This window comes from Streptomyces sp. NBC_00250 (genome assembly GCF_036192275.1).
Lineage (GTDB): Bacteria > Actinomycetota > Actinomycetes > Streptomycetales > Streptomycetaceae > Streptomyces.
This window is the reverse complement of sequence record NZ_CP108088.1, coordinates 290,685-316,484: the sequence shown is the minus strand read 5'-3', so window position 1 is coordinate 316,484 and position 25,800 is coordinate 290,685. Positions and strand designations below refer to the sequence as shown.

Annotated in this window: 22 protein-coding genes; 13 read left to right on the top strand and 9 right to left on the bottom strand. The window is 71.4% G+C overall.

Going from position 1 to position 25,800, the window contains the following annotated elements; all coding sequences use genetic code 11:
* Window positions 1–4: 4 nt before the first annotated feature.
* Window positions 5–883: a LysR family transcriptional regulator gene (locus OG259_RS01415; RefSeq protein WP_328940483.1), complete on the bottom strand. Its 879-nt coding sequence runs from the start codon at window positions 881–883 to the stop codon at window positions 5–7.
* Window positions 884–954: 71 nt separating this feature from the next.
* Here OG259_RS01415 and OG259_RS01410 point away from each other — a divergent pair, with 71 nt between their 5' ends.
* Entirely contained in the window at window positions 955–1,980 is a 1,026-nt protein-coding gene (locus OG259_RS01410) for a DMT family transporter (RefSeq protein ID WP_328940482.1), read from the top strand.
* Here OG259_RS01410 and OG259_RS01405 read toward each other — a convergent pair.
* On the bottom strand, window positions 1,923–2,360 hold the full coding sequence (locus tag OG259_RS01405; RefSeq protein WP_328940481.1) for a nitroreductase family deazaflavin-dependent oxidoreductase: 438 nt from the start codon (window positions 2,358–2,360) through the stop codon (window positions 1,923–1,925). The two genes, OG259_RS01410 and OG259_RS01405, sit on opposite strands and share 58 nt — an antisense overlap.
* A 171-nt stretch (window positions 2,361–2,531) precedes the next feature.
* On the opposite strand from OG259_RS01405, the gene OG259_RS01400 reads away from it, so the two are divergent.
* The 5 genes from OG259_RS01400 (at window position 2,532) to OG259_RS01380 (ending at window position 7,049) form a co-directional block, all read left to right on the top strand.
* Complete coding sequence (locus OG259_RS01400) at window positions 2,532–3,323, top strand: alpha/beta fold hydrolase (RefSeq protein ID WP_328940480.1); 792 nt, start codon at window positions 2,532–2,534, stop codon at window positions 3,321–3,323.
* Window positions 3,324–3,550: 227 nt separating this feature from the next.
* Window positions 3,551–4,765, top strand: a complete 1,215-nt coding sequence (locus OG259_RS01395) for a S8 family peptidase (RefSeq protein ID WP_328940479.1) — start codon at window positions 3,551–3,553, stop codon at window positions 4,763–4,765.
* 161 nt (window positions 4,766–4,926) lie between these two features.
* Window positions 4,927–5,913 (top strand): serine/threonine dehydratase, encoded by a 987-nt coding sequence (locus OG259_RS01390; protein ID WP_328946958.1) that lies wholly within the window; start codon window positions 4,927–4,929, stop codon window positions 5,911–5,913.
* Between the two features lie 7 nt (window positions 5,914–5,920).
* On the top strand, window positions 5,921–6,463 hold the full coding sequence (locus tag OG259_RS01385) for a hypothetical protein (protein ID WP_328940478.1): 543 nt from the start codon (window positions 5,921–5,923) through the stop codon (window positions 6,461–6,463).
* 52 nt (window positions 6,464–6,515) lie between these two features.
* The gene (locus OG259_RS01380; protein ID WP_328940477.1) at window positions 6,516–7,049 is read left to right on the top strand and encodes a GNAT family N-acetyltransferase; all 534 of its coding nucleotides are present in this window, start codon (window positions 6,516–6,518) and stop codon (window positions 7,047–7,049) included.
* 34 nt (window positions 7,050–7,083) lie between these two features.
* Here the strand turns inward: OG259_RS01380 and OG259_RS01375 are convergent, their stop codons facing one another.
* Both OG259_RS01375 and katG read right to left on the bottom strand, forming a co-directional pair.
* Window positions 7,084–8,352 carry a serine hydrolase domain-containing protein gene (locus OG259_RS01375; RefSeq protein WP_328940476.1) on the bottom strand — a complete coding sequence of 423 codons (1,269 nt, stop codon included), beginning with the start codon at window positions 8,350–8,352 and terminating at the stop codon, window positions 7,084–7,086.
* Between the two features lie 291 nt (window positions 8,353–8,643).
* Window positions 8,644–10,863 carry a catalase/peroxidase HPI gene (gene katG, locus OG259_RS01370; RefSeq protein WP_328940475.1) on the bottom strand — a complete coding sequence of 740 codons (2,220 nt, stop codon included), beginning with the start codon at window positions 10,861–10,863 and terminating at the stop codon, window positions 8,644–8,646.
* A 170-nt stretch (window positions 10,864–11,033) separates the two neighbouring features.
* On the opposite strand from katG, the gene OG259_RS01365 reads away from it, so the two are divergent.
* Window positions 11,034–11,444: a Fur family transcriptional regulator gene (locus OG259_RS01365; protein ID WP_328940474.1), complete on the top strand. Its 411-nt coding sequence runs from the start codon at window positions 11,034–11,036 to the stop codon at window positions 11,442–11,444.
* A gap of 143 nt (window positions 11,445–11,587) precedes the next feature.
* Here OG259_RS01365 and tpx read toward each other — a convergent pair whose 3' ends face one another.
* Window positions 11,588–12,088 carry a thiol peroxidase gene (gene tpx / locus OG259_RS01360; RefSeq protein ID WP_266900490.1) on the bottom strand — a complete coding sequence of 167 codons (501 nt, stop codon included), beginning with the start codon at window positions 12,086–12,088 and terminating at the stop codon, window positions 11,588–11,590.
* A 277-nt stretch (window positions 12,089–12,365) separates the two neighbouring features.
* Here tpx and OG259_RS01355 point away from each other — a divergent pair, with 277 nt between their 5' ends.
* The 5 genes from OG259_RS01355 to OG259_RS01335 all read left to right on the top strand — a co-directional run bounded on the left by OG259_RS01355 (window position 12,366) and on the right by OG259_RS01335 (window position 18,203).
* Complete coding sequence (locus tag OG259_RS01355; RefSeq protein WP_443052106.1) at window positions 12,366–13,583, top strand: alginate lyase family protein; 1,218 nt, start codon at window positions 12,366–12,368, stop codon at window positions 13,581–13,583.
* A 151-nt stretch (window positions 13,584–13,734) separates the two neighbouring features.
* Entirely contained in the window at window positions 13,735–15,012 is a 1,278-nt protein-coding gene (locus tag OG259_RS01350; RefSeq protein WP_328940472.1) for a ricin-type beta-trefoil lectin domain protein, read from the top strand.
* Between the two features lie 51 nt (window positions 15,013–15,063).
* Entirely contained in the window at window positions 15,064–16,023 is a 960-nt protein-coding gene (locus OG259_RS01345; RefSeq protein ID WP_328940471.1) for a GlxA family transcriptional regulator, read from the top strand.
* Between the two features lie 113 nt (window positions 16,024–16,136).
* Entirely contained in the window at window positions 16,137–17,132 is a 996-nt protein-coding gene (gene gap / locus OG259_RS01340) for a type I glyceraldehyde-3-phosphate dehydrogenase (protein ID WP_319317338.1), read from the top strand.
* Between the two features lie 195 nt (window positions 17,133–17,327).
* Window positions 17,328–18,203 carry a poly(ethylene terephthalate) hydrolase family protein gene (locus OG259_RS01335; RefSeq protein ID WP_328940470.1) on the top strand — a complete coding sequence of 292 codons (876 nt, stop codon included), beginning with the start codon at window positions 17,328–17,330 and terminating at the stop codon, window positions 18,201–18,203.
* A 77-nt stretch (window positions 18,204–18,280) separates the two neighbouring features.
* On the opposite strand, the gene OG259_RS01330 is transcribed toward OG259_RS01335, so the two are convergent.
* From OG259_RS01330 to OG259_RS01315, 4 genes are all read right to left on the bottom strand, one after another.
* Window positions 18,281–18,835, bottom strand: a complete 555-nt coding sequence (locus tag OG259_RS01330) for an HAAS signaling domain-containing protein (RefSeq protein ID WP_328940469.1) — start codon at window positions 18,833–18,835, stop codon at window positions 18,281–18,283.
* A complete protein-coding gene (locus OG259_RS01325; protein WP_266900504.1) occupies window positions 18,832–19,203 on the bottom strand; it encodes a PadR family transcriptional regulator in 372 nt (123 codons plus the stop codon). The genes OG259_RS01330 and OG259_RS01325 overlap by 4 nt, the downstream gene beginning before the upstream one ends.
* A gap of 90 nt (window positions 19,204–19,293) precedes the next feature.
* Window positions 19,294–22,374: a glycoside hydrolase family 3 protein gene (locus OG259_RS01320; RefSeq protein ID WP_328940468.1), complete on the bottom strand. Its 3,081-nt coding sequence runs from the start codon at window positions 22,372–22,374 to the stop codon at window positions 19,294–19,296.
* Window positions 22,375–22,429: 55 nt separating this feature from the next.
* Complete coding sequence (locus OG259_RS01315) at window positions 22,430–24,379, bottom strand: lectin (RefSeq protein WP_443052105.1); 1,950 nt, start codon at window positions 24,377–24,379, stop codon at window positions 22,430–22,432.
* Between the two features lie 207 nt (window positions 24,380–24,586).
* Here OG259_RS01315 and OG259_RS01310 point away from each other — a divergent pair, with 207 nt between their 5' ends.
* Window positions 24,587–25,597, top strand: coding sequence for a LacI family DNA-binding transcriptional regulator (locus OG259_RS01310; protein ID WP_328940466.1), 1,011 nt, complete (start codon window positions 24,587–24,589; stop codon window positions 25,595–25,597).
* Window positions 25,598–25,800 lie beyond the last annotated feature (203 nt).

The following is a 25,800-nucleotide window of genomic DNA, read 5'->3' as shown; positions in this document are numbered from 1 at the left end:
GGGCTCACACCTCCTGGAGCGTGGCGAGGAGGCCGCGTACCGCGGGCAGGGACAGCGAGGACTCCCGGACCGCCGCGTGGATCGAACGGACCGGCTCCGGGCCGCGGACCTTGCGGACGGCCACGTTCGGGTGGCGGCTGCCCAGGCCCATCAGCGGGATCAGGCTGACGCCGAGACCGGCAGCCACGAACCCCTGCGCGGTGGCGTACTCCTCGCACTCCACCGCGATGTCAGGGGCGAACCCGGCCGCCGCGCACGCCTCGAGGACCGCGTCGAGGCAGGGGCCGGGCCGCTCGCTGCCGACCCACGGCTCGGCGGCGAGTTCGGCGAGATCGACGGCGGTACGGCGGTCGGCGAGCGGGTGGCCCTTGGGCAGCACGGCCCGGTAGGGGTCGTCGAGCAGATGGACCAGCCGGAGACCGTCGCCCGCCGAGTCCGGGCCGCCGCCCCGGGGCCGTACGACCAGGGTGAGGTCCGCCTCCGGGTCGGGAGCGCCGTCGGCGATCCTCAGGTCGACACGTACGCCGGGGTGTTCGGTGCGGAACCGGGCCAGGGCGGGGGCGACGAGATCGGCGCCCGCGGTGGCGAAGTAGCGGACCGAGATCTGTCCGGTGCGGCCCGCCCGCAGATCGGCGAGGGCGGTCTCGGCCTCGGCTACCTGGCGGCCGATGACGGCGGCGTGCTCGGTGAGCAAGCGTCCGGCGGCGGTCGGCCGCACGCCTCGGCCGAAACGTTCCAGCAGGGCGATGCCCGCCTCCTTCTCCAGGACGCCGATCTGCTGACTCACGGCGGAGGGGGTGTAGCCGAGGTTCGCGGCGGCGGCGGTGACGGAGCCACTGGCGACGACGGCCCGGAGCACCTGCATGCGTCTCACATCCAGCATGTAGCACAGCTTAACGCCGGCTGCATGATTCATCGCTTGTCCTGTCGGATGGGGCACGGGACCGTGAGGACATGACATCGGCGATACGCATGGGAGTCCTGGCCCTGCTCTGGGGCTCGGGCTTCCTCTGGATCAAGATCTCCCTCAACGAGGGCCTCACCCCGGGGTGGATCACCTTCGTACGGTGCCTGCTCGGCTCGGCGGTGCTCCTCGCCCTCGCGTACGGGGCGCGACAGCGGCTGCCACGGGACCGGGCCACCTGGGGGCGGCTCGCCGTCGCCGCCTTCCTCTGCAACGCGCTGCCGTTCCTGCTCTTCTCGATCGGCGAGCAGACCGTGGACAGCGGAGTGGCGGGCGTGCTCAATGCCACCACCCCGCTCTGGTCCCTCCTCATCGGCCTGGCCCTGGGCGCGGAACGGCCCCTGCGCGCCACTCGTTCTGCCGGCCTCCTGCTCGGCTTCGCCGGAGTGCTGCTGATCTTCGCGCCCTGGAGTCACGGCTCCGGCCTGATGAGCTGGGGCGCCCTCGCCCTCCTCGGCGCCTCCGCGAGCTACGCCGTGGCCTTCGCCTACATGGCCCGTCACCTCACCGGCCGGGGCACCGCGCCACTGGCCCTCTCCGCCGCACAACTCCTCACGGCGACCGGCCTCAGCACGCCCGCTCTCGCCGCCGGCGGAGCGGCGACGGTGACCTGGGCAGGGGTCGCCGCCGTCGCCGTCCTCGGCGTCTTCGCCACCGGGCTCACCTTCCACCTGAACTACCGGATGATCGCGGAGGAGGGCCCGACCGCCGCCGCCACGGTCGGGTATCTGCTCCCGGTCGTGTCCGTGACCCTGGGCGCGCTGGTCCTCGGCGAGCCGCTGACGGTACGGGTGGTGGCGGGGATGGCGGTGGTCCTGGTGGGGGTGGGGCTGACGAGGGCGCGCATGCGACCCCTCGGTGTGCCGGCCGGCGCCCACGCCGGAGCCCGGGCCGGCACGTCGGCCGGCGCGCCGGTCGACACCACGGCCGACGCGCCGGTCGATACGCCGGACAGTCCCTACTCGACCCGCTCGACCACGAAGACGGGGATCTCGCGGTCGGTCTTCCGCCGGTAGTCCGCGTAGTCGGGGAAGGCCGCGACGGCCCGCTCCCACCACGCGTCGCGCTCCTGGCCGGTGACCAGACGGGCCTTCATGTCCCACACGTGCGTGCCGTCGCGTACCTCCACGAGCGGCGAGGCGACGAGATTGTGGTACCAGACGGGGTGCTTGACCGCCCCGCCGTTCGACGCGACGAGTGCGTACGCCCCCTCGTGCTCGACCCGCATCAGCGGGGTCTTGCGGAGCTTGCCGCTCTTCACGCCGAGGTTCGTGACCAGGACGACAGGCATGCCCCGCATGGTCGTGCCCTTGGTGCCGCCGGACGACTCGTACAGCTCGACCTGGTTGCGCACCCATGTCGTCGGGCTGGGCTCGTACTCACCTTCGAGGGGCATGAGGGTCCTTTCGTATGGTCTCCGGCGCGGCCGGCCGTGCGTCTGTACCCCACCGACGCTATCGGACGCTCCGCCTCGGGGCAGGCGCTCCGGAGGGGCGCGCTGTCAGTGGCGACTCATAGGGTGGCTCGTGACGGTTCGACAGTGGCGCGACACAGGGGAGTGGACGGCATGCGGGAGTTGTTCCTGACGGATCAGCAGGCGTACATCCGGTGGATCGACCTGCCGGGCGACGGGCCCGTGCGGGTGTTCGTCCACGGCCTCGGGTGCACCTCGACCTCGGACTTCGCCCATATCGCGGCGCACCACGCCCTCGAAGGCGGTCGGGCGCTGCTCGTGGACCTGCTCGGGTACGGGGTGAGCGACCGACCCGCGGACTTCGACTACCGCATGGAGTCCCAGGCGGCGGTGGTGGCCGCCGTCCTCGACCACCTCGGTCTCGCGGGGGTGGACCTCGTCGGGCACTCCATGGGCGGTGCGGTGGCGATCCATCTGGCGGCGGCGCGGCCGGAGCTCGTGGCGAGACTCGTGGTGGCGGAGCCGAACCTGTACGCGGGCGGGGGAGCCTTCAGCTCCCCGGTGGCCGCCCAGGACGAGGACGCGTTCGTGGCGTCGGGGTTCGCCCGGATACTGGCCGTCACCGACCGCCCCGACTACGCGGCCCGGCTGCGCCTCGCCGACCCGAGGGCCCTCCACCGCAGCGCGGTCGCCCTCGTCGAGGGGAGCACGCCCGCGCCCGGTGACCTCCTCGCCGCGCTCGGGCTGCCCCGGACGTTCCTGGTGGGGGAGTGGAGCCTGCCGGACCCCGAGGCGGAGAAGGTGGCCGGCTTCGGCGTCCCGGTGATCGAGATCCCCCGCGCCGGACACAATCTGACGCTGGACAACCCGGACGGCTTCGCGACGGCCCTCGCTCGTGCTCTGTCGGCTGACCAGGCCCCGCTTCCCGGCCACGACGGCAGCTGATCCGGCCACTTCCCCAGGGTTCGACGGGGGTTCGATTGCAGGCGTATGGCGGATGCATGACAAGGCCTCAACTCCCTTGAGCTACGCCCGTAGAACGGCCAGGCTGCTGATCACGCCGGGACCGGAACCACCGGTCCCGGCCGTGTACGTGGCCCCACGTGCACCCCCCCACGGTCGCGCCGTCCCACCCTGCCGGTCGCGACGTCCATGAGGAGGAATCCCTCGTAATGGCACTCCCGAAGAACACCCGGACCCGCTTCGCCGTCACGGCCTCCGTCGCCTCCGTGGCCGCCCTGGTCGGCACCTTCGCCGCCGTCCCCGCCCAGGCGGCGCCCGCCGAGGGAACCGTCCTCGCGGCGGGTTCGGCCGACGCGGTACCCGGGAGCTACATCGTCACCCTCAAGCAGGGCGCGGGCTTCAAGGCAGCCTCCGCCAAGGGACGGAAACTGATAGCCGGTTACGGCGGCACCGTCCGCAAGACCTTCGGCTCCGCCGTCAACGGCTACACCGCGACCCTCGGCGAGACGGAGGCCCGACGACTCGCAGCCGACCCGGCCGTCGCCTCCGTCGAGCAGAACCGGGTCGTGCACGCCGACGCGACCCAGACCAACGCCCCCTGGGGCCTGGACCGCATCGACCAGGCGAACCTGCCGCTCTCCGGCACGTACACCTACCCCGACTCCGCCGGCAGCGGCGTCACGGCGTACGTGATCGACACCGGCGTCCGGATCAGCCACTCCCAGCTCGCCGGGCGCGCGGTGAACGGCTACGACGCCGTCGACGGTGACACCGTCGCCCAGGACGGCAACGGGCACGGCACCCACGTCGCCACGACGATCGCCGGAACCACCTACGGCGTGGCCAAGTCGGCGAAGATCGTGGCCGTCCGCGTGCTCGACAACAACGGCTCCGGCACCACGGCCGGCGTCATCGCGGGCATCGACTGGGTCACCGCCCACCACACCGCCGGTGCCCCGGCCGTGGCCAACCTCTCCCTCGGCGGCGGGGCGTCCACCGCGCTGGACAACGCGGTGAAGAACTCCATCGCCGACGGCGTCACCTACGCCGTCGCCGCGGGCAACTCCGGGGTCAACGCCTCCTCCTCGTCGCCCGCCCGGGTCGCCGAGGCCATCACGGTCGGCGCCACGAGCAACACCGACGCCAAGGCGAGCTGGTCCAACTACGGCTCGGTCCTCGACCTCTTCGCTCCCGGCGTGTCGATCACGGCGGGCTGGAACACCAGCGACACCGCCACCAGCACCATCTCGGGCACCTCGATGGCCACCCCGCACGTCGCGGGCGCCGCCGCGATCTACCTCGCGGGCCACACCTCCGCGACGCCCGCCCAGGTCGCCTCCGCCCTCGTCAACGGCGCGACGACGGGCAAGGTGACCACCCCGGGCAGCGGCTCCCCGAACCGGCTCCTGAAGATCGTCCAGTAGCCCCGATCCGACGACGCGACCACCCCGGAGGCAGCCGGCGCCTCCGGGGCGGCGCCATGCCCGGCCCCGTGGCGGGGGACCGCACTCCTGAGAGGATCGACGACATGACCGTCCCGTTCCCCTCCGGCCCCCGACACCCCCACCCGCTCCAGGAGCCCCCGGTGCCCAGCCCCCTCGCGTACGCCGACATCAAGACCGCCGCCGATCGGATCGCCGGACACGTCCGCCCCGTCACGGTCGCCCCCACCGACCCCGGCGCGGAGCCGTACACACTCCACCTCGCCCTGGAACTCATGCAGCACACCGGCTCCTTCAAGGCACGCGGCGCGCAGAACTTCCTGCTCGCCCACCGCGAGGAAGGCACCCTCCCCGCCGCCGGCGTCACGATCGCCTCCGGCGGCAACGCGGGGCTCGCGTGCGCCTGGGCCGCACTCCGGCAGGGCGTCCGGGCCACAGTCTTCCTGCCGACCACCGCGCCGAAGGTGAAGGCGGACAAGCTCGTCGGCTACGGCGCCGACGTCCGGCTCGTCGGCACCGAGTACGCCGAAGCGCTCGCCGCCTGCGAGGCGTTCGCCGCCGACACAGGGGCGCTCGCGTCCCACGCGTACGACCATCCCCTGATCGCCGCCGGGGCCGGCACCCTGCTCGACGAGATCCACGACAGGATCCCGGACCTCGACACCGTCGTCGTCTCGGTCGGCGGGGGCGGCCTCTTCGCCGGCGTCGCCACCGCCGCCCGGCACCACGGCATCCGGACCGTCGCCGTCGAACCCGAGAACAGCCGCGCCCTCGACGCCGCGCTCCGGGCCGGACACCCCGTCGACGTGACCGTCGACTCCGTCGCCGCCGACTCGCTCGGTGCCCGCCGAGCCTCCGCCACCGCCCTCGCGGCCGCCCGGCGGGACGGCGTCCGTACCGTCCTCGTCACCGACGCCGAGATCAGCCGTGCCCGCCGCGCCCTGTGGGACGACCGCCGCCTCGCCGTCGAGCACGCGGCCGCCACCGCCCTGGCCGCCCTCACCGCCCCGGACCCGCGGGGCGCGACGGACACCGGCTACCGCCCGGCCCCGGGCGAGCAGGTCTGCGTCGTACTCTGCGGCGCCAACACGGACCCCACCGATCTCGCGCACACCGCAGAGACGGCGTAACACGCTCATGAGCCGTCCGCACCCCGAAGGACCCCTCGTCCATCCCGACGACCCGGCGTTCCGGGCCTGGCTCCGGGAGCTCTCCCGCGCTCTCGACCGCGACTTCGAGGAGGACCTCGGCTCACCGGGCGGCCTCGGCTTCCTCCGGTCGGCCTTCACCCACAACGGTGCCGTGCCGGCGCCCTACTTCGCGCCCGTCGTGGACGAGCACCGGCGGATCCACGCCGAGCGCATCGTGACCGTGCTGCTCGCACAGGCACACAGGGACACGGGCCGGGCCTTCGAGGTACCGGTCCGCCACGAGTGGTCCGACGAGCGCGCTGCGATCGGTCAGGTCACCGTCGGCCACGAGACCGTGTGGGGCCTCGACCCGGTCGACATCGCCGTCGAGGCGGCGGAGGGCGTGCAGTGCCACCTGGCCGACCGCGAGCGAGTGGTCTGGCCGCTCTGCCCCGCCCACCGCACCGGACCCCACGCCACCCGCACCCCCACCGGCGCCGCCTGGGTCTGCTCGGTCACCGCCCACGTGGTGGCACCGATCCAGGCCTGAGCCCCCGGAGCCGGTGGCGTGGAGCGCTCGCGCGGTACGTCAGGATGGGGGCATGACCGAAATTCGTACCCCCCGTCTCATCCTCCGGCGCTGGAGCGACGACGACCTTGTCCCGCTGGCCGAGATCAACGCCGATCCCGAGGTGATGCGCTGGATCGGAGACGGCTCGGTCCGGGACCTGGAGCGGACCGCAGAGGACATCGAGCGGTACGAGGAGGACTGGGACGAGGAGGGCTTCGGGATCTTCGCCGTCGAGCTCATCGCCTCGGGCGAGCTGATCGGCTTCGCCGGACTGTCCCTGCCCGAGTTCCTCCCCGAGGTGATGCCGGACGTGGAGATCGGCTGGCGGCTCGGCAGGCAGTTCTGGGGACAGGGATACGCCTCCGAGGCCGCCCACGCGGTCCTGGAGTTCGCGCTCCAGGACCGCGGGCTCGACAGGGTCGTCGCCATCACCCACATCAGCAACCAGGCCTCCGAGAACGTCATCGGCAAGCTCGGCATGACCGAGGAGCGCGAGACGAACCATCCGGTCTTCGGAGTTCCCCTGCGGGTCTACGCGATCGACCTCACCGAGTACGAGGCCTGACCCCCGGGGCCTGATCCCCGGGGGCGAAGGCCCCTCAGTGGCGCTCGGGCAGGTCCCGCTCGGCCGGGAGCGACGTGAGGTCGCGGGCCGTGGGCGAGGCGGCGGCGCGCGAGGACGCCGCGGGCGCCGGCTTCTTGCCGCAGAACGCGGCCTCCAGCGTCCCGCCGAGCGCCGTGTTGGCGGCACCGTGGTTCGAGGTGTTCGCCATCGCCGAGAGGCTGCGCTGCCCGTCGCGGGTCGAGAAGGCGTAGGTGTAGAAGCCCTGCACGGTGCCGGTGTGCCCGTACACCTGCGTACCGCACGAGAGGTTGTAGCGGCGCAGGCCGAGCCCGTAGAACCGGGTGTTGGTGGCGTCGGTCGGCGTGACCGTCGTCATGGCCTCCATCATCGCCGGAGACAGCAGCCGGCCGCGCATCAGCGCGCTGGTGAAGGTGTTCAGGTCGGCGGGGCTGGAGATGACGGCCCCGGCCGACTGGGCCCAGGACACGGTCTGCTCGGTGGAGTCTACGAGCGCGCCGCCGTCCTCGTCGGGGTGCAGGTAGCCGCGTACGTGGTTGCCCTTGATCCGGGTGTCGGGATGCACGTACGAGGTCTTGCCGAGCTTCAGCGGCTCGAAGATGCGGCGCTTGTAGGCGTCGGCCACGGGCTGGCCCGTGAGCTCCTCGATCAGCATGCCGACGACCACGAAGTTGGTGTTCGAGTACTGGTAGGAGGCGCCGGGCTGGGTGGTCCGCGGCTCGCTCAGCGAGAGGTCGACGAGCTCCTGGTAGCTGAACACCCGGTTCCGGACGGCCTCGAAGCCGGGCACCGTGTGCTCGAACATCGCGTTCGTGTAGTCGGCGAGACCGCTGCGGTGGGTCAGCAGATGACGGACCGTGATGCGGTCGTCGGGGAGCAGGCCGGGGAGGTACGTGTTCACCGGGACGTCCAGCTCCAGCTTGCCCTCCTCGACCAGCTGGAGGAGCACGACCGCGGAGAACGTCTTGCTGACGCTGCCGATCCGGAAGCGCGCGTGGCTGTCCATGGGATTGCCCGAGACCCGGTCCTGGACACCGGCGATGCGGATCCGGACGCCGTCGGGGCCGGTGAAGCGGGCCATCGCCCCCGGAGCCCCGTTGTTCATGGCCGAGTTCAGCGCGGCGACCACGCCGTCCATGTCGGGTGCGGGGACGGCGGGTGTCTCGGCGGCGGCCGCGGGGACGACGGGAGCGGCGAAAGCGCTGGTGGCGGGGGCGACGCCCGCGGCGAGCGCGGCGATCAGGGTGGCGCTCACGGCCAGGCGTCGGTTCGACGACAGGGGCACGGTGATTCCTCGACTTCTTCCGAATCGTTCGGCACGGCGCACGGCAGCGGTGCGCCGAAGGGCACGGAACACCTGACCGCGAGGCCTGGCTCCGGTACCCATGGATCATGAGTGCCAACGTCCGAAAACGGTTCCTGACACGGGAAACGGGTTGTGGATCCCGTAACTCCGGATCCGCCGTCCGCCACCGCTGTCCGTGATGCGCCGTCCGCCGTCCGCCGTCCGCCGTCCGGCATGCGCCGGGCCCGGCCGACTGTTGTGCGTCGGCCGGGCCCGGGGGGCAAACAGGGATCAGACGAGGTCGAACCGGTCCAGGTTCATGACCCGGGTCCACGCGGAGACGAAGTCCGTCACGAACTTCTCCTTCGCGTCGTCGCTCGCGTAGACCTCGGCCAGCGCGCGCAGCTCGGAGTTCGAGCCGAACACCAGGTCCGCGCGGGTGCCCGTCCACTTGACCTCGCCGGTGGCGGAGTCGCGGCCCTCGAACGTGGTCGCGTCCTCGGACGTCGCCGTCCAGGCCGTGCCCATGTCGAGCAGGTTGACGAAGAAGTCGTTCGTCAGGGAGCCCGGGGTGGTGGTGAGGACGCCGTGCGCGGACTGCTGGTGGTTCGCGCCCAGGACGCGAAGGCCGCCGACGAGGACCGTCAGCTCCGGCGCGCTCAGGGTCAGCAGGTTCGCGCGGTCGACCAGCAGGTACTCGGCCGGGAGGCGGTTGCCCTTGCCGAGGTAGTTGCGGAACCCGTCGGCCTGCGGCTCCAGCGCGGCGAAGGACTCGACGTCCGTCTGGTCCTGCGCCGCGTCGACGCGACCGGGCGTGAACGGCACCTCGACCTCGAAGCCGCCGTCCTTGGCCGCCTTCTCGACAGCCGCGGAGCCCGCGAGCACGACCAGGTCGGCGATCGAGACCTTCTTGGCGCCCGCGGCGTCGAAGGAGGCCTTGACGCCCTCGAGGGTACGCAGCACCTGCGCCAGCTCGTCCGGGCTGTTGACCTCCCAGTTGCGCTGCGGCTCCAGGCGGATGCGGCCACCGTTGGCACCGCCGCGCTTGTCGCTGCCGCGGAAGGAGGAGGCCGAGGCCCAGGCCGCGGAGACCAGCTGCGCGACGGTGAGGTCCGAACCGAGGATCTGCTCCTTGAGGGAGGCGATGTCCGCGGCGTCGATCAGCTCGCCCTCGCGGGCAGGCAGCGGGTCCTGCCACAGGAGGACCTCGGAGGGGACCTCCGGGCCGAGGTAGCGGACGGCCGGACCCATGTCACGGTGCGTCAGCTTGTACCAGGCGCGGGCGAAGGCGTCCGCGAACTGCTCCGGGTGCTCGTAGAAGCGCCGCGAGATCTGCTCGTACGCCGGGTCGAAGCGCAGCGACAGGTCGGTGGTGAGCATCGTGGGAAGGTGCTTCTTCGACGCGTCGTGGGCGTCGGGGATGATCGCCTCGGCGTTCTTCGCCACCCACTGGTTCGCGCCGGCCGGGCTCTGGGTGAGCTCGTACTCGTACTCGAAGAGGTGCTTGAAGAAGTCGTTGCTCCACCGGGCCGGGGTCGTGGTCCAGGTGACCTCGAGACCGCTGGTGATCGCGTCGCCGCCCTTGCCGCTGCCGTACGAGTTCGCCCAGCCGAAGCCCTGCGCCTCAAGGGGCGCGGCCTCGGGGTCGGCGCCGACGTTGTCCGCCGGGCCGGCGCCGTGGGCCTTGCCGAAGGTGTGGCCGCCGGCGATGAGGGCGACGGTCTCCTCGTCGTTCATCGCCATGCGGCGGAACGTCTCGCGGATGTCGCGGGCCGCGGCGATCGGGTCCGGGTTGCCGTTGGGGCCCTCGGGGTTGACGTAGATGAGGCCCATCTGGACCGCACCGAGCGGGCTCTCCAGCTCACGGTCACCGGTGTAGCGCTCGTCGCCGAGCCAGGTGGTCTCGGGGCCCCAGTAGACGTCCTCGTCGGCCTCCCACACATCGGCGCGGCCACCGGCGAAGCCGAAGGTCTCGAAGCCCATCGTCTCCAGGGCGACGTTGCCGGTGAGGATCATGAGGTCGGCCCAGGAGATGTTCTGGCCGTACTTCTTCTTCACCGGCCAGAGCAGACGGCGGGCCTTGTCCAGGTTGCCGTTGTCCGGCCAGCTGTTCAGCGGCGCGAAGCGCTGCTGGCCGGCGCCGGCGCCGCCGCGGCCGTCGCTGATGCGGTACGTACCGGCACTGTGCCAGGCCATGCGGATCATCAGCGGGCCGTAGTGGCCGAAGTCGGCGGGCCACCAGTCCTGCGAGGTGGTGAGCACCTCGGCGATGTCCCGCTTCACGGCGGCGAGGTCGAGGGAGCCGAAGGCCTCGGCGTAGTCGAAGTCCGCGCCGAGCGGGTTCCCCACGACGGGGTTGGTGGCGAGGATCTTCAGGTTGAGCCGCTCCGGCCACCACTGGCGGTTGCCGCCGCCCTGGGTCGGGTGCGCGGCACGGCCGTGCGCCACCGGGCAGCCGCCCGACTCCTGGGATGCGGCGTCGGTGACGGTGGCGTCGTGGTTCTCGGACATGGAAATCCTTCCGGACGGGGCGGATCGCGGTGCTCAGCCGGGGCGGGCACCAGCGGGGCCTTGCGCCCGACCGGAGCCATGATGTGCCTTGGCTATTGCCGGAACCGATCCTACGATGGACAGAGTCCAAGTCAAGAACCACGCGAACCATCCGAAGGGGTGAGCCGAAAATGAGCGACCTGCTGGAGCGCCTGCGTGCGCGCGGCTGGCGGATGACGTCCCAGCGGCGTGTCGTCGCGGAGGTCCTCGCCGGCGAGCACGTGCACCTCACGGCCGACGAGGTGCACGCCCGCGCCGCGGCGCGCCTGCCGGAGATCGCGCGGGCGACCGTCTACAACACCCTGGGCGAACTGGTCGCCCTAGGGGAGGTGGTGGAGCTTTCCACCGACGGCCGGGCGAAGCGGTACGACCCGAACGCGCACCACCCGCACCAGCACCTGGTCTGCTCGAACTGCGGCATCATCCGCGACGTCCACCCGACGGGGGACCCGCTGACGGTCCTCCCGCCCGCGGAGCGGTTCGGCTTCACCGTGTCGAAGGCGGATGTGACGTACCGCGGGCTCTGCCCCGCCTGCGCCTGACCGGGCCGTGCCCGACCGGCTCTGGAAACGGCCCTGGACGGGGCTCTGGAAACGGCACTCGACCGGGCTCTCGAAACGGCAGGAGCCCCTCCACCGGGTCGGTGGAGGGGCTCCCGTGCGTCTGCCGTGATCCGGCGGCGTTCCTACTTCAGGGCCGCGAGCGCGTCCTCGTAGCTGGGCTCCTCGGCGATCTCGCCCACGAGCTGCGCGTGCAGGACGGTGTCGTTCTCGTCGAGGACGACGACCGCGCGGGCGGTCAGGCCGGCCAGCGGGCCGTCCGCGATCTCCACGCCGTAGTTGGTGTGGAACTCACGGCCGCGGAGCGTCGAGAGGCTCTTGACGTTCTCAAGGCCCTCGGCGCCGCAGAAGCGCGCCTGGGCGAAGGGGAGGTCGGCGGAGATGCAGAGCACCACCGTGTTCTCCAGCTCGCCGACCTTCTCGTTGAAGGCGCGCACGGAGGACGCGCACGTCGGGGTGTCGACGCTCGGGAAGATGTTGAGGACCTTGCGCTGACCGGCGTAGTCCTTCAGCGACGTGTCCGCGAGGCCCGCGGCGACGAGCGTGAAGTCAGGAGCCTGGCTTCCCGGGGTCGGCAGGGTGCCGTTGACCTGCACCGGGCTGCCCTTCAGCGTGACCTGGGCCATGGGGGATCTCCTTCGGACGAGGTAGGTGACAACGGGGGAATCGTACGGCGTGCCGAGCTGCCCACCGGACATCGCCGTCCGGTCGCGCCCGGCGGTGCCGACGGTCTGTCATTCACACACATGAACGCATGGCGCGCTCCCATGTGCGTCCGAGCTGGTGAAACCGTTCATCCGGCACTCATCTCACCGTCTTGACGTCACTGGTTCAGACCTTTAGGTTCCACCCTCGACAGTCACCAAGCGTTCATATATCTGAAGAAGGAGCAACCCCATGTTCATGTGGCGCGATGGTTCCCACGCGAAGCGCAGGGGAAGGAGTGCGCTGCTCGCCGTCCCCGCACTGGCCGCCACGCTCCTGGCCGCACTCGTCGCCGGCCCCGGGGGCGGCCGCGCCGAAGCGGCCCCCACCACGTTCGTCCACCCCGGCGTCCTGGTCTCCCGTGGCCAGCTCGACTTCACCCGGGAGCGGGTCGATGCCGGGGCGCAGCCCTGGAAGGGCGCCTACGACCAGATGATGGGGAGCAAGTACGCCTCGCTCTCCCGGGTCCCGAAGCCCCGCTCGGTCGTGGAGTGCGGCTCGTACTCGAACCCGAACAACGGCTGCACCGACGAGCGCGAGGACGCCATCGCCGCGTACACGCTCTCCCTCGCCTGGTACGTCACGCGGGACAGCCGGTACGCCCAGAAGGCCATCGAGATCATGGACGCCTGGTCCGGGGTGATCACGGACCACACCAACTCCAACGCGCCCCTGCAGACGGGCTGGGCCGGATCCTCCTGGCCGCGGGCCGCCGAGATCATCCGCTACACCTACACCGGCTGGCCCCAGGCCCGCGTCGACCGCTTCAAGACCATGCTGCGCACGGTCTACCTCCCCGAGGTAACCAACGGCTCCCACTCCAACGGCAACTGGGAGCTGAGCATGACCGAGGCCGCCATCGGCATCTCCGTCTTCCTGGAGGACCGCGCCGCCTACGACAAGGCCGTGGGCAAGTTCCGCGGCCGCGTCCCCGCGTACATCTACCTGGCGAGCGACGGCGCCCTGCCCAAGGCCGCGCCCGGCAGCGGCCTCGACACCCGCGACGAGATCGTCCGTTACTGGCAGGGCCAGACCACCTTCGTCGACGGCCTCACCCAGGAGACCTGCCGCGACCTCACGCACACCGGCTACGGCCTGTCCGCCATCTCGCACATCGCCGAGACCAGCCGCATCCAGGGCCAGGACCTCTACCCCGAGGTCGCCGACCGGCTCCGGCACGCCCTCGGCCTCCAGGCCAAGTACGAGCTGGGTACGGCGGTCCCGAGCTGGCTCTGCGGCGGCACGCTCAAGGATCACCTCGGGCCGGTCACCGAGGTGGGGTTCAACGCGCTCCACCACCGCATGGGGTACGGGATGACGAACACCCAGAACCTCACCGAGTCGCGGCGTCCGGCGGGCACCGACAACCTCTTCGTGGCCTGGGAGACCCTCACCCACGCCGGCAACTCCCGCTGAGCCGAGGGTGCGAGGGAGGGCCGTACCTCTTGACGCCCCCTTACTTCACTCCTTAAATCATGGGGTCTGTCAAGGCTCTTGCTGTGTCATGCGCATGGCAAGAGCCATGTCCCCCACACCCGACGGAAGTGAGAGTACGGAAGTGAGAGTCATGCCCTCCTCCCGATCGTCACGGCGCCCGCTGCTGACCGCCGTGACGGCCCTCGCCCTCGCCCTGGCCACCGCGGCCCTGGGCCCCACCGGTCTCACCGGCCCCACTGAGCGTGTCGCCGCCCTCCAACCCGCGGCCGAGGCCGCCGCCGTCACCTTCTCCGACGACTTCGACGGCGCCGCGGGACTCCCCGTGGACGGCTCGCGGTGGCAGATCGAGACCGGCGACAACGTCAGCAACCACGAGCGGCAGTACTACACGGCCGGCAACCGCAACGCCGCCCTCGACGGCCAGGGCCACCTGGTGATCACCGCCCGCAAGGAGAACCCCGGCAACTACCAGTGCTGGTACGGCCGGTGCGAGTACACCTCGGCGCGGCTCAACACCGCCGGGAAGTTCACCGCGCAGTACGGCCACGTCGAGGCCCGGATGAAGGTGCCGCGCGGCCAGGGCATGTGGCCCGCCTTCTGGATGCTCGGCAACGACCTCGGCCAGGTCGGCTGGCCCGCCTCCGGCGAGATCGACATCATGGAGAACGTCGGCTTCGAGCCGTCCACCGTGCACGGCACCCTGCACGGCCCCGGCTACTCCGGCTCCGGCGGCATCGGCGCCGGCTACACCCTGCCCGGCGGCCAGGCCTTCGCCGACGCCTTCCACACCTTCGCCGTCGACTGGTCGCCCGGCAGGATCACCTGGTCCGTGGACGGAACCGTCTACCAGACCCGTACGCCCGCCGACCTCGGCGGCCGCGCCTGGGTGTTCGACAAGCCGTTCTTCCTCATCCTCAACCTCGCGGTCGGCGGCTACTGGCCCGGTGACCCGGACGGCTCGACCGCCTTCCCGCAGCAGCTCGTCGTCGACCACGTCCGCGTCACCACCGCGGACACGCCGACGACCGGGGGGCCGATCACCGGAATCGGCGGCAAGTGCGTCGACGTGGCCGCGGCGAACAGCGCGAACGGCACCGCCGTCCAGCTCTACGACTGCAACGGCACCGGCGCCCAGCGGTGGACCGTGGGGACCGACGGCACGATCCGGGCTCTGGGCAAGTGCCTCGACGTCACCTCCGCCGGTACGGCCGACGGCACGCCCGTCCAGCTGTGGGACTGCAACGGCACCGGCGCTCAGCAGTGGACCGCCAACGGCGCCCGGGACATCGTCAACCTCGGATCAGGCAAGTGCCTGGACGCCACCGGCAACAGCTCCGCCAACGGCACCAGGCTGCAGATCTGGTCGTGCGGCGGCGGCGCGAACCAGAAGTGGACGGTGACGCGCTGACCTGCTGAGCCGCCTGCGGGCGGCGCGGGCCGCCCGCCTACGCTGGTAACCGTGCCGCCTACCCCCCGCCTCCACCGCGTCGCCGTCCTCGTGCTCGAAGGGGCGAAGCCGCTCGACGTCGGCATCCCCGCGCAGGTCTTCACGACCCGCGCGAGCATGCCCTACGAGGTGAGGGTGTGCGGCGCGGAACCCGGTCTGGTGACCGGGGGCGACGGCCTCTCCTATGCCGTCGCCCACGGCCTCGACGCCCTCGCCTGGGCCGACATCGTCTTCGTCCCCGGCTACCGCTATCCCGACCGCGAGGACCCGCCGCAGGCCGTCGTCGAGGCGCTGATCGCGGCCCACGACCGCGGCGCCCGCCTCGCCGCGATCTCCACGGGCGCCTTCGCGCTCGCCGCGACCGGCCTGCTCGACGGCAAACGCGCCACCACCCACTGGCACTACACCCAGGCACTCGCGGTGAAACGCCCCCTCGTCCACGTCGACGAGAACGTCCTCTTCGTCGACGAGGGGAGCGTGCTCACCTCGGCGGGCGCCGCCTCCGGCATCGACCTGTGCCTGCACATCCTCCGCGGCGACCTCGGCGTGGCCGCCGCGAACCATGCCGCCCGACGGCTGGTCGCCGCCCCCTACCGCAGCGGCGGCCAAGCACAGTACGTACCGCGCAGCCTCCCCGAGCCGCTCGGCGAAAGGTTCGCCGCCACCCGTGAATGGGCCCTGCACCGGCTCGGTGAGCCGCTCACCCTCGACGTCCTCGCCCACCACGCGGCGGTCTCGGCACGCACCTTCTCCCGCCGCTTCGTCGAGGACACCGGGTACACGCCCATGCAGTGGGTGATGCGCGCCCGCGTCGACCTCGCCCGCGAACTCCTGGAGCGCTCGGAGCGGAGCGTCGAGCAGATCGCCGCCGACGTCGGCCTCGGCACCGGCGCGAATCTGCGACTGCACTTCCAGCGCATCCTCGGCACCACGCCCAGCGAGTACCGGCGCACCTTCACCAAGGGCGAGTAGCCCCTCGCCGAGGCTTGGCGCGATCCTTGCGGACCGTGGCGATCCCGCCTCTGTCAGGACCGTTCCCGCCGAGCGAACCTGGTGGCGACGCAGAAGTTGAAGGGACACCATTCATGACTCGCATCGCCATCAACGGATTCGGCCGCATCGGACGCAACGTGCTCCGCGCCCTGCTGGAGCGCGACACCGACCTCGAGGTCGTGGCCGTGAACGACCTGACGGAGCCGAAGGCCCTCGCGCGACTGCTCGCCTTCGACTCGACCTCGGGCCGCCTCGGCCGGCCGGTGAGCGTCGACGGGGACACCCTCGTCGTCGACGGCCGCCGCATCAAGGTCCTCGCCGAGCGCGAGCCGGCGCAGCTTCCCTGGGCCGAGCTCGGCGTCGAGATCGTCCTTGAGGCGACCGGCCGCTTCACCAACGCCAAGGCCGCCCGCGCCCACATCGACGCCGGTGCCAAGCGCGTGCTCGTCAGCGCTCCCGCCGACGGTGCCGATGTGACGCTCGCCTACGGCGTCAACACCGACGCGTACGACGCCGAGCTGCACACCATCGTCTCGAACGCCTCGTGCACGACGAACGCCCTCGCGCCCCTCGCCAAGGTCCTCGACGACCTGGCCGGCATCGAGCACGGCTTCATGACGACGGTGCACGCCTACACGCAGGAGCAGAACCTGCAGGACGGCCCGCACCGCGACCCGCGTCGCGCCCGCGCCGCCGGCGTCAACATCGTCCCGACCTCGACGGGCGCCGCCAAGGCGATCGGCCACGTGCTGCCGAACCTCGACGGCAAGCTGTCGGGCGACTCGATCCGCGTGCCGGTCCCGGTCGGCTCGATCGTCGAGCTCAACACCACCGTCGCCCGTGACGTGACGCGCGAGGACGTCCTGGAGGCGTACCGCGCCGCCGCGGCCGGCCCGCTCGCCGGTGTCCTGGAGTACTCGGAGGACGCGCTCGTCTCCTCCGACATCACCGGTAACCCGGCCTCGTCGATCTTCGACTCGGAGCTCACCCGCGTCGAGGGCCGCCACATCAAGGTCGTCGCCTGGTACGACAACGAGTGGGGCTTCTCGAACCGCGTGATCGACACCCTCCAGCTGCTGGCCCGCTGACCCGGCCGCCACCACCGCCCGCTGCCCCCACCGAACCACGGATTCGGCGGGGGCGGGGGGCGTTCTGGGCAGATGCCCAAGGAGACCCCGGAAGGTCTGGGCTCCTGCGGACAGACACTCGCCCCCGCGAGCTCGATCATGGCCTGGTCACGCTTGCGAGGACGCGCAACGTGCCTGATCCGTGAAGGAGTTCGTATGCCAGGGAGAACGAGCCGTGTGTTCGGCGGCCTTCTGCTCGCCGCCGTGATGGCCGTGTGCACCACGCCGGGCACTGCCGGCGCGGCCGCCGACGCCGGGACCGCGGGCAGGATCCCGTCCGTCGGCACCGACTGGGGCCGGACGGGCCCGTACGAGGTGAGCGTCGACATCGAGGCCGTGCACACCTTCTACTACCCGCGGACCATGGGGCAGTCGGGCGAACGCCACCCGGTGATCATCTGGGGCAACGGCACGGGCGCCGTGCCCGGCATCTACAGCTCGCTGCTGCGCCACTGGGCGAGCCAGGGCTTCATCGTCGCCGCCGCCAACACCCCCACGTCGAACTTCGCGATCAGCATGCGCGCGGGAATCGACGTCCTGGAGCACCGCAACGCGGACAGCTCCAGCAAGTTCCACGGCAAGGTCGACCTCGACCACATCGCCTCGGCAGGTCACTCGCAGGGCGGAGCCGCTGCCGTCAACGCGGCCGTCGACCCCCGGGTCGACACCGCCATCCCGATCCAGCCCGGTCCGCTGACCGATCCGGACCTGATGGACGAGCCCGTTCTCTACCTGGCGGGCCAGCGCGACCTGACGGTGTGGCCGGCCCTGGTGAAGGCCCTGTACCGGGACACCGACCACGCACCCGCCGTGTACGGCGAGGTCCGCGGCGCCGGGCACCTCAGCTCCATCGGCGACGGCGGGGACTTCCGCGCCCCGACCACCGCCTGGCTGCGGTTCTGGCTGCTCGGCGACGAGAACGCTCGCGGGGAGTTCTTCGGCCCCGGGTGCGGCTACTGCGTCGACACCGATCTGTGGTCGGGTTGGGACCGCAACGCCAAGGCGCTCCAGATCCCCGGGGCCTCCGCCTGACGTCACCTCGGCACGTACGAACGGCTCCGGGCCTCCCTCGGCAGGAGGGCGTCCCGGAGCCGTGTCGTGGCCCGGCGTCAGCGGCGTACGGCCCGCAGCAGGAGGACGGCGCCGAGGGTCGGGACGCCCAGCGAGAACACGAGGATCAGCAGGACCTCCATCGGCCCGATCCGGGACGCGTCTCCGAGAAGCGCGCCCAGGAAGACCGCGACGGGCAGGGCCACGCCGGTGGCGGTTCCGATGAGCTTCTGACGGCTCTCCCACTGGGGCGCGCCCCACAGCAGCACCAGGGCGACGATCAGCGCGGCCGCCCCGACGTACGGGTTGAGCAGGAGGAGCACCCCGGAGACGCCGAGCAGGATCGCGGTCAGCTTGGTGCGGCCGGGCGCCGGGGCGGACACCGAGCCGGCCGGCGCCTCCTCGGCGAGGGCGGAGGCGGCGACGGTACGGGGCTCGCCGAGCTCGGCGAGGACCGCGCGGACCTGGTCGTCGCCGTCCGCGCCGCTGACCTCGATGTGCTCGCGGAGGTCCGCGAGGAGCTCGGCCCGGCGCTCGGCGGGCAGCTCGGCCGTCTCGCGCGCGACGGCGTCGAGGTAGGCGGCGACGAGTGGGTGCTGGTCGGTGGCGTTCATGCGGAATCCCCCTGTGGGTCGGTGAGGAAGTGGTCGACGGCGTCCCTGAACAGCGGCCACGCCTGGGCGAACTCGGCGAGGGAGGCCCGGCCGACGCCCGTGAGCGTGTAGTAGCGGCGCGACGGCCCGCTGGGGGAGTCGCGCAGCTCGGTGTCGACGAGTCCTTCGCGCCGCAGCCGCGACAGCAGGGGGTAGATCGTGCCCTGGCTGGTGGTCATGACGCTGACCGCGGAGAGCTCGGCGACGAGCTCGACGCCGTACTTCGGCTCGTCCCTGAGCAGCGCGAGGACGCAGTACTCCAGCACTCCCTTGCGGAGCTGGCTGGGGACCCTGTCGCCCGCCTCATTCATTGCGTTACCAGGAACCATGCAATGCAAGATAGCGCGGGCGGGCGGGGCCCGACAAGCCCGACCCCCGGGGCGCGAGCTCCCCCGGGGGTCGGGTCACAGCGACACCGGTCAGCCCGCGGCCCGGTACGCCTCCGTCAGCTTGCCGACCGCGCCCCCGAGATCACCCGTGAGCAGCAGATGGTCGGCGTCGGCGAACGGCTTCGCCGTCGCCTCGGTGATGTTCTGGCCGATCCTCTTCTGCGCGATCTGCCGCGCCACCGCGACGAGCTTCCGCCCCTCGGGGGAGTCGCCCCGGCCGATCGCCTGGAGTGCCTTGGCCGCGACCCGCAGCGCCCGCAGCGCGGGCTCCCCTCCGGTCGGCGCCGGGGTGAGAGTGGTCAGCCCCCAGCCGTACGGGTACTGCGGGTCGTAGCTGCTGTCACCCACGTTGAGGGGCAGCTGCGCCTCCGACTTCGGCCAGGTCACCGGAAGCTGACCGGTGAACGGCCGCCTGCCGTAGAGGACGTCGGCGACGCCGTCGCCCTCCGTGCCCGGCAGCCAGGACGCGACCAGGGCGTCGACGGCCGGCAGCCGGTCGCCGATGAGCTGCGGCCGTCCCGACACCACCAGGACCGCGCACGGCATCGCCGCGCAGACCGTGTCGACCGCGGCCTTGTCGGCGGCCGTCAGTTCGAGGTCGTTGCCGTTGCCCACGTCCCCGAACCCTTCGGCGTACGGGGTCTCGCCGACCACCACCACACCGACGTCGTAGCCCTCGGTCGGCGCGGAGGCGTCCTTCGACCAGCCGATCTCGGCCCCCGGCGCGGCCTTCCGCATCCCTTCGAGGATCGTCGTACCGGTCGTCGTACGACCGGAGGAGCCCTGCCAGCTGATCGTCCAGCCACCGGCCTGGTTGCCGAGGTCGTCGGCGTTCGACCCGGCCACGTACACCTTCTGGGAAGGCTTCAGCGGCAGGACGGAGCCCTCGTTCTTGAGGAGCACCTGCGACTTCGCCACGGCCTCCCGCGCCACCGCGCGGTGCTCGGCCGAGCCGATCGACGGCAGGTTCGTGGTGTCCGCGTACGGCTTCTCGAACAGACCGAGGCGGAACTTCTGGGTCAGGATGCGGGCCACCGCGTCGTCGATCCGCGCGGTGGAGATCCGACCGGCCCCGACCTCGGCGGTCAGGGTCCGGGTGAACTCCTGGTAGTTCGTCGGCACCATGATCATGTCGAGGCCGGCGTTGACCGAGGTGCGCACATCGCTGGGGTAGTCGCCGGGGATCTGGTCGATGGCCTGCCAGTCGCTGATGACGAAGCCCTCGAAGCCCATCCGGTCCTTCAGGACGCCGTTGATCATCTCGGCGTTGGCGTGCATCTTCACCGGACCCTGCTCGTCCCCGAGGATGTCGAGCGAGGAGTACGAGGGCATGACCGTGCCCGTACCGCGCTTCACCGCCTCCGCGAACGGGGCCAGGTGCACGGCCTCCAGCTCGGCGCGGCTGACCTTGGTGACGCCCTGGTCGATCGTGTACGAACCGGTGGCCGATGAGCCGAACGCGGTCCCGCCGTCGCCGACGAAGTGCTTGGCGCTGGTGAGGACCTTGTCGTTGCGGTCGAGGTCCTTGCCGTTCGGCGCGCCCTGCATGCCGTTGATGACGGTCTCCATCGCGGTGACGAGCGCCGGGTCCTCGCCGAAGGCCTCGTAGGAACGGCCCCAGCGCTCGTCGCGGGTCACACAGAGACACGGGGCGAAGTCCCACGGGACGCCGGTCGCCCGTACCTCCTTCGCGGTCACCGCGCCGGTCCGCGCGGCGAGCTCCGGGTCACGGCCCGCGCCGATGCCGATGTTGTGCGGCATGATCGTCGCGCCGATGACGTTGTTGTGCCCGTGCACCGCGTCCACGCCGTAGATCAGCGGGATCTGGAAGCGGGTCGCCTGCGCGCGCAGCTGGTAGGCGTCCACCATCGCGGCCCAGGCCGCGGGCGTGTTGGGCGTGGGGACCGAGCCGCCGCCCGAGAGCAGGGACCCGAGGGAGTATCCGGCGATGTCGCCCGGCGCCCGCAGCGCGTTGCGCTCGGCCTGCGTCATCTGGCCGGCCTTCTCCTCCAGGGACATCCGGGAGAGGAGATCGGCGACCCGCTTCCGTACCGGCAGCCTGGTGTCGAGGTACGGCAGGCCGTGCGCGTTCACCACGACCAGCGGGGTCTCGGCCGGTGCCTTGGCGCCGTCCACCGTGAGCCGCAGCGGAATCGTCTCGGCGGACTCGGCGGCCTTGTCCTTGAGGGTCTGCACGGTGATCGAGCGGGTCGTACCGGAGGGCGTCCCGGCGGGGAACACGATGCTGCCCGTGACCGGTCGGTAGTCCTTCCCGGGCTCGGCGCCGCCGCCGGTCTCCGTCTCGTACGCCACGGTGACCGGCTCCCCGATCGGCCCGGAGCCGGTGGTGGCCACCGAGACGTCGACCCGGGCGCTGCCGCCCTCGTCGACGGGGTGCACGACGGACTTCGTGACCACCTTGGTGTTCAGGGCGGGCTCCGCCGTGCCGTACAGCTCGACGCCGTCCAGGGCGAACGCCCCCGGCGCACCGGTCGGGAGCGTGACGGCGTACCCCCACATCCGGTCGAGCCCGAGCACCTGGTCGATTCCGCCGACGGGCTGGTAGTCGGCCCGGTACTGGAACGTGGAGAACGGGATCTCCACGAGGTGCCAGCCCTCCCAGTCGTCGGTGAAGGAGGTCGTCCACAGCTCGGACGCCTCGCCGTTCGCGCCGCCGTCCTTGATCTCCAGGGCGATCCGCTTGCCCGAGCCGGGCGGTAGTGGCGCCGTGTTCTGGCCGTACCACCAGAAGCGGATGCCCCTGTACGCCGTCCAGTCGTGCGCCGGCTGGTCGAACGCGAAGTCGTGGGTGAAGCCGCCCCAGCCGCTGATGTCGTAGCGGCCTTCGAGGACCTTGCCGCCCTCGGGGGCGTCGGCGCGCTCCTTCAGTTCGAGCTTCGGGTGGGACTCGGTGGCATTGCCCCAGGTGAACAGGCCTTCCGCGGGCGGCGGTGCGAACGGGATCTCCCCTTCGAACCGGTCGACGGCTCGGGGTGCGGGTTCCTGGGCGGCGGCACTCGGCAGGCCGCCGGTGAGCAGACCGGTGAGTACGGCGGTCGCGGCGACGACCGCGGCGCTCACCGTTCTTCTGCTGGGACGAGCGGGGGACATGCGGGCTCCTTGAAGGGCCTTCTGAGGGGGAGGAGGGCGGAGAGGGCAGGCCGGGTCAGGCCGCGTTGTGGGTCCACTTCTGGTTGGCCCCGCCGGTGCAGGACCAGATCTGGGCCCGAGTCCCGTCGGCGGAGGAGTTGCCGGTGATGTCCAGGCACTTGTTCGCGCCGGTGTTGACCACGTCGTGCGTGGTGGCGTTGTACGTCCAGCGCTGTGCGGCCGTGCCGTTGCAGTTGTACAACTGGACCTGGGCGCCGTCGGCCGTCGAACCGCCGCTGACGTCGAGACACTTGCCGAGCGCCCGCACGCTGCCGTCGGCGGCGAGCGTCCAGCGCTGCGCCTCGGTGCCGTTGCAGCCGTACAGCTGGACGGGGGTGCCGTCGGCGGTGGCGCCACCGGCCACGTCCAGGCACTTCCCGGCCAGACCGGTCAGCGTCCCGGCGCCCGTCTCACCGCCCCCGGTCGTCCCCGACCAGGTGAAGGTCGCCGTGGTGCGGGCGGGCAGCGTGTACGTGAAGGACTGGTTGCCCCAGTCGACCCGGACGGACTGGGCGGAGGTGCCGCCGTTGTGGGCGATCAGCGCCTTGGAGCCGTCGGCGTTGCGCCAGGCCACGTTCTGGACCGTGCTGTTCGCGGTGGAGTCGATGCGATACGCGCCGGGCTTCACGAACTTGGTGAGGTGACCCGTCGTGTAGTACTCGACCGTGTAGTCGACCTGCCCGGCCCGGGCGCCGCCCTCCTGCACGGTGATGAGACCGGTGCAGGTGCCGCAGCCGCCGTTGTGCGGGCCCATGCTCTGGTTGAGCCCGAGGCTCCACTTGACCAGGCTGCCGCTCCAGTTGCGGGCGTAGTTGACGATGTCGCTCAGGTCCTCGTTGTGCTGGTTCCCGATCCAGGTGCCGCCCGAGTGCTCGGTGCTGAACTGTTTCACCGACGGGTACTGGTTGTGGACCTGGGTGCCCACGGCCGGGTCGCCGGCGTAGCCGTGCCAGGCGATGCCGCCGAACAGCGGGTCGTTGCGCACGCCCGCGTCGTTGAGGATCCCGGCGCCGAAGTTGGCGTAGTCGCCGTAGTTCCAGTCGTGCACCAGGACCTTGGTGGTGATGCCCGCGGCCCGGAAGGCCGGGTAGACGTGGTTCTTGGTGAACTCGACGAGCCCGGCCGGGTTCCAGCTCATGCCCGGGTAGTTCATGGCGGTCGGGTTGCCGGCCTGACAGCAGTTCGGCTCGTTCTGCACGGAGAGGTAGTCGACCTTCACGCCTGCGGCCTGGTAGCTCTGCACGTACTTCACCAGGTACTGGGCGTACAGCGGGTAGTACTCCGCCTTCAGCCAGCCCATCTGGTCCATCCGGCCGTTGTCCTTCATCCAGCCCGGGGCGCTCCACGGCACGCCCTTGACCCGGAGGGCCGGGTTGAGCTGCTTGGCCTGGGCGGTCAGCAGCCGGACGTCGGTGTCGTAGCCGTTGCTCCCGAAGTCGCCGAGGTCGCAGCAGGTGTCGTCGAGGGAGACGTTCCCCGGCCGGGAGAGGTCCGAGGCGCCGATGGGGTTGCGGACGAAGGACAGGCCGATGCCCTCGGTCGGCGAGAACAGCTTGCGCATCACCTCGTCACGGGTGGCGGCGCTGACGGCTCCGCCGCGCAGCAGATGGGCGGTGGTGTCGGTGATCGACGCGCCGCCGCCCTCGAACTGCTGGTACGTGGTGCTCTCGTTGACGGTGATCGTGTGGTTCGCGGTGCCACCGGCCGGGCCGAACGCGAGGGGCGCCTGCTGGGCGAGACCGCGCGTGACGGTACGGCCGCCGGAGTCGGAGGTGGTGGTGAGCCAGACGTCGACCCGCTCGCCGGCGGCCTGTGCGGTGCCGGGTCCGGTGAGGACGAGGCTGCCCGCTACGAGGGCTCCCGCGGTGAGTGCGGTCAGCGGCCGGAGGCGGCGGGTGCGGGGCCCGGCGTCCGCTCCTCGCTCCGCTCTCCCCGCTCCTCGCCGGAGGAACGTGCGTACCCGCATGCGTGTGGTCTGCACCTGACAACCCTTTCGCCGTTTCGCGCCCGACGGACAACAACAGCAAGCCTTTTATCAAGGCCTGAAGTTATGAGGCGCCCTTCTGCCCGTCAACCCTTCAAACGTTGTCGGCTCTCATGGGTTGCGTTCGTCGACCGCAAGAGCATGCCAAGGACGCAACTCGCTTGCGAAGTTTGCGATACTCTTGCGTTCATGACGCGACGACTTGCTCAAGTGGCCAAGAAGGTGGGAGTCAGCGAGGCCACGGTCAGCCGTGTCCTCAACGGAAAGCCCGGTGTCTCCGAGGCGACACGGCAGTCCGTTCTCACCGCGCTCGACGTGCTCGGCTACGAGCGGCCCACGCAGCTGCGGGGCGAGCGCGCACGTCTGGTCGGCCTGGTCCTGCCGGAGCTGCAGAACCCCATCTTCCCCGCGTTCGCTGAGGTGATCGGCGGCGCGCTCGCGCAGCAGGGCCTCACTCCCGTCCTGTGCACCCAGACCAAGGGCGGCGTCTCCGAGGCGGACTACGTGGACCTCCTCCTCCAGCAGCAGGTGTCCGGAGTCGTCTTCGCCGGCGGCTTGTTCGCGCAGGCCGACGCGCCGCACGACCACTACCACCAGCTGGCCGAGCGCAACATCCCGGTGGTCCTGATCAACGCCTCCATCAAGGGGCTCAACTTCCCCTGCGTCTCCTGCGACGACGCCGTCGCCGTCGAGCAGGCCTGGCGCCACCTGGCCTCCCTCGGGCACGAGCGGATCGGCCTCGTCCTCGGCCCCGGCGACCACGTCCCCTCGCGCCGCAAGCTCGAAGCGGCCCGGGCCGTGGCCGAAGCGGCGGGTGGTTCGCTGCCGGACGAGTTCGTCGTACGGTCGATCTTCTCGCTCGAAGGCGGGCAGGCCGCCGCCACCCGTCTCCTGGAGCGCGGTGTCACCGGCATCGTGTGCGCCAGCGACCCGCTCGCCCTCGGCGCCATCAGGGCCGCGCGCCGCCGCGGACTCTCGGTCCCCTCGCAGGTGTCGGTCGTCGGCTTCGACGACTCCGCCTTCATGAACTGCACCGAGCCGCCGCTCTCCACCGTGCGCCAGCCCATCGAGGCGATGGGTCGGGCCGCCGTCGAGCTGCTGTGCGCCCAGATCTCGGGCACCCAGACGGATCCCGGCGAGCTCCTCTTCGAGCCCGAACTCGTGGTGCGCGGCTCGACGGCGCCGCCGCCCACCGTCTGATCCTTCCGCTCTCCGTACCCCGGCTCCGGCGCCGGGGAGGCCTCACCGCCTCCCCGGCGCCGGAGCCGTTTGTCGTTGACCTGCGCGGATGTGAGCCCTCAACTTCCGTTTTTGCCACGGCTGTTGACAAAGCGGTGACCTGCTAGAAACCTGACACCCCGGCGGCGCAAAAGATTAACGAAAATGCTCAATAAGTCTGTATC

Excerpts from the sequence above, each read along its gene's own strand:
- OG259_RS01415 (WP_328940483.1), bottom strand. The coding sequence starts at position 883 with ATGCTGGATGTGAGACGCATGCAGGTGCTCCGGGCCGTCGTCGCCAGT.
- OG259_RS01410 (WP_328940482.1), top strand. The coding sequence starts at position 955 with ATGACATCGGCGATACGCATGGGAGTCCTGGCCCTGCTCTGGGGCTCG.
- OG259_RS01405 (WP_328940481.1), bottom strand. The coding sequence starts at position 2,360 with ATGCCCCTCGAAGGTGAGTACGAGCCCAGCCCGACGACATGGGTGCGC.
- OG259_RS01400 (WP_328940480.1), top strand. The coding sequence starts at position 2,532 with ATGCGGGAGTTGTTCCTGACGGATCAGCAGGCGTACATCCGGTGGATC.
- OG259_RS01395 (WP_328940479.1), top strand. The coding sequence starts at position 3,551 with ATGGCACTCCCGAAGAACACCCGGACCCGCTTCGCCGTCACGGCCTCC.
- OG259_RS01385 (WP_328940478.1), top strand. The coding sequence starts at position 5,921 with ATGAGCCGTCCGCACCCCGAAGGACCCCTCGTCCATCCCGACGACCCG.
- OG259_RS01380 (WP_328940477.1), top strand. The coding sequence starts at position 6,516 with ATGACCGAAATTCGTACCCCCCGTCTCATCCTCCGGCGCTGGAGCGAC.
- katG (WP_328940475.1), bottom strand. The coding sequence starts at position 10,863 with ATGTCCGAGAACCACGACGCCACCGTCACCGACGCCGCATCCCAGGAG.
- OG259_RS01365 (WP_328940474.1), top strand. The coding sequence starts at position 11,034 with ATGAGCGACCTGCTGGAGCGCCTGCGTGCGCGCGGCTGGCGGATGACG.
- tpx (WP_266900490.1), bottom strand. The coding sequence starts at position 12,088 with ATGGCCCAGGTCACGCTGAAGGGCAGCCCGGTGCAGGTCAACGGCACC.
- OG259_RS01355 (WP_443052106.1), top strand. The coding sequence starts at position 12,366 with ATGTGGCGCGATGGTTCCCACGCGAAGCGCAGGGGAAGGAGTGCGCTG.
- OG259_RS01350 (WP_328940472.1), top strand. The coding sequence starts at position 13,735 with ATGCCCTCCTCCCGATCGTCACGGCGCCCGCTGCTGACCGCCGTGACG.
- gap (WP_319317338.1), top strand. The coding sequence starts at position 16,137 with ATGACTCGCATCGCCATCAACGGATTCGGCCGCATCGGACGCAACGTG.
- OG259_RS01335 (WP_328940470.1), top strand. The coding sequence starts at position 17,328 with ATGCCAGGGAGAACGAGCCGTGTGTTCGGCGGCCTTCTGCTCGCCGCC.
- OG259_RS01330 (WP_328940469.1), bottom strand. The coding sequence starts at position 18,835 with ATGAACGCCACCGACCAGCACCCACTCGTCGCCGCCTACCTCGACGCC.
- OG259_RS01325 (WP_266900504.1), bottom strand. The coding sequence starts at position 19,203 with ATGGTTCCTGGTAACGCAATGAATGAGGCGGGCGACAGGGTCCCCAGC.
- OG259_RS01320 (WP_328940468.1), bottom strand. The coding sequence starts at position 22,374 with ATGTCCCCCGCTCGTCCCAGCAGAAGAACGGTGAGCGCCGCGGTCGTC.
- OG259_RS01315 (WP_443052105.1), bottom strand. The coding sequence starts at position 24,379 with ATGCGGGTACGCACGTTCCTCCGGCGAGGAGCGGGGAGAGCGGAGCGA.
- OG259_RS01310 (WP_328940466.1), top strand. The coding sequence starts at position 24,587 with ATGACGCGACGACTTGCTCAAGTGGCCAAGAAGGTGGGAGTCAGCGAG.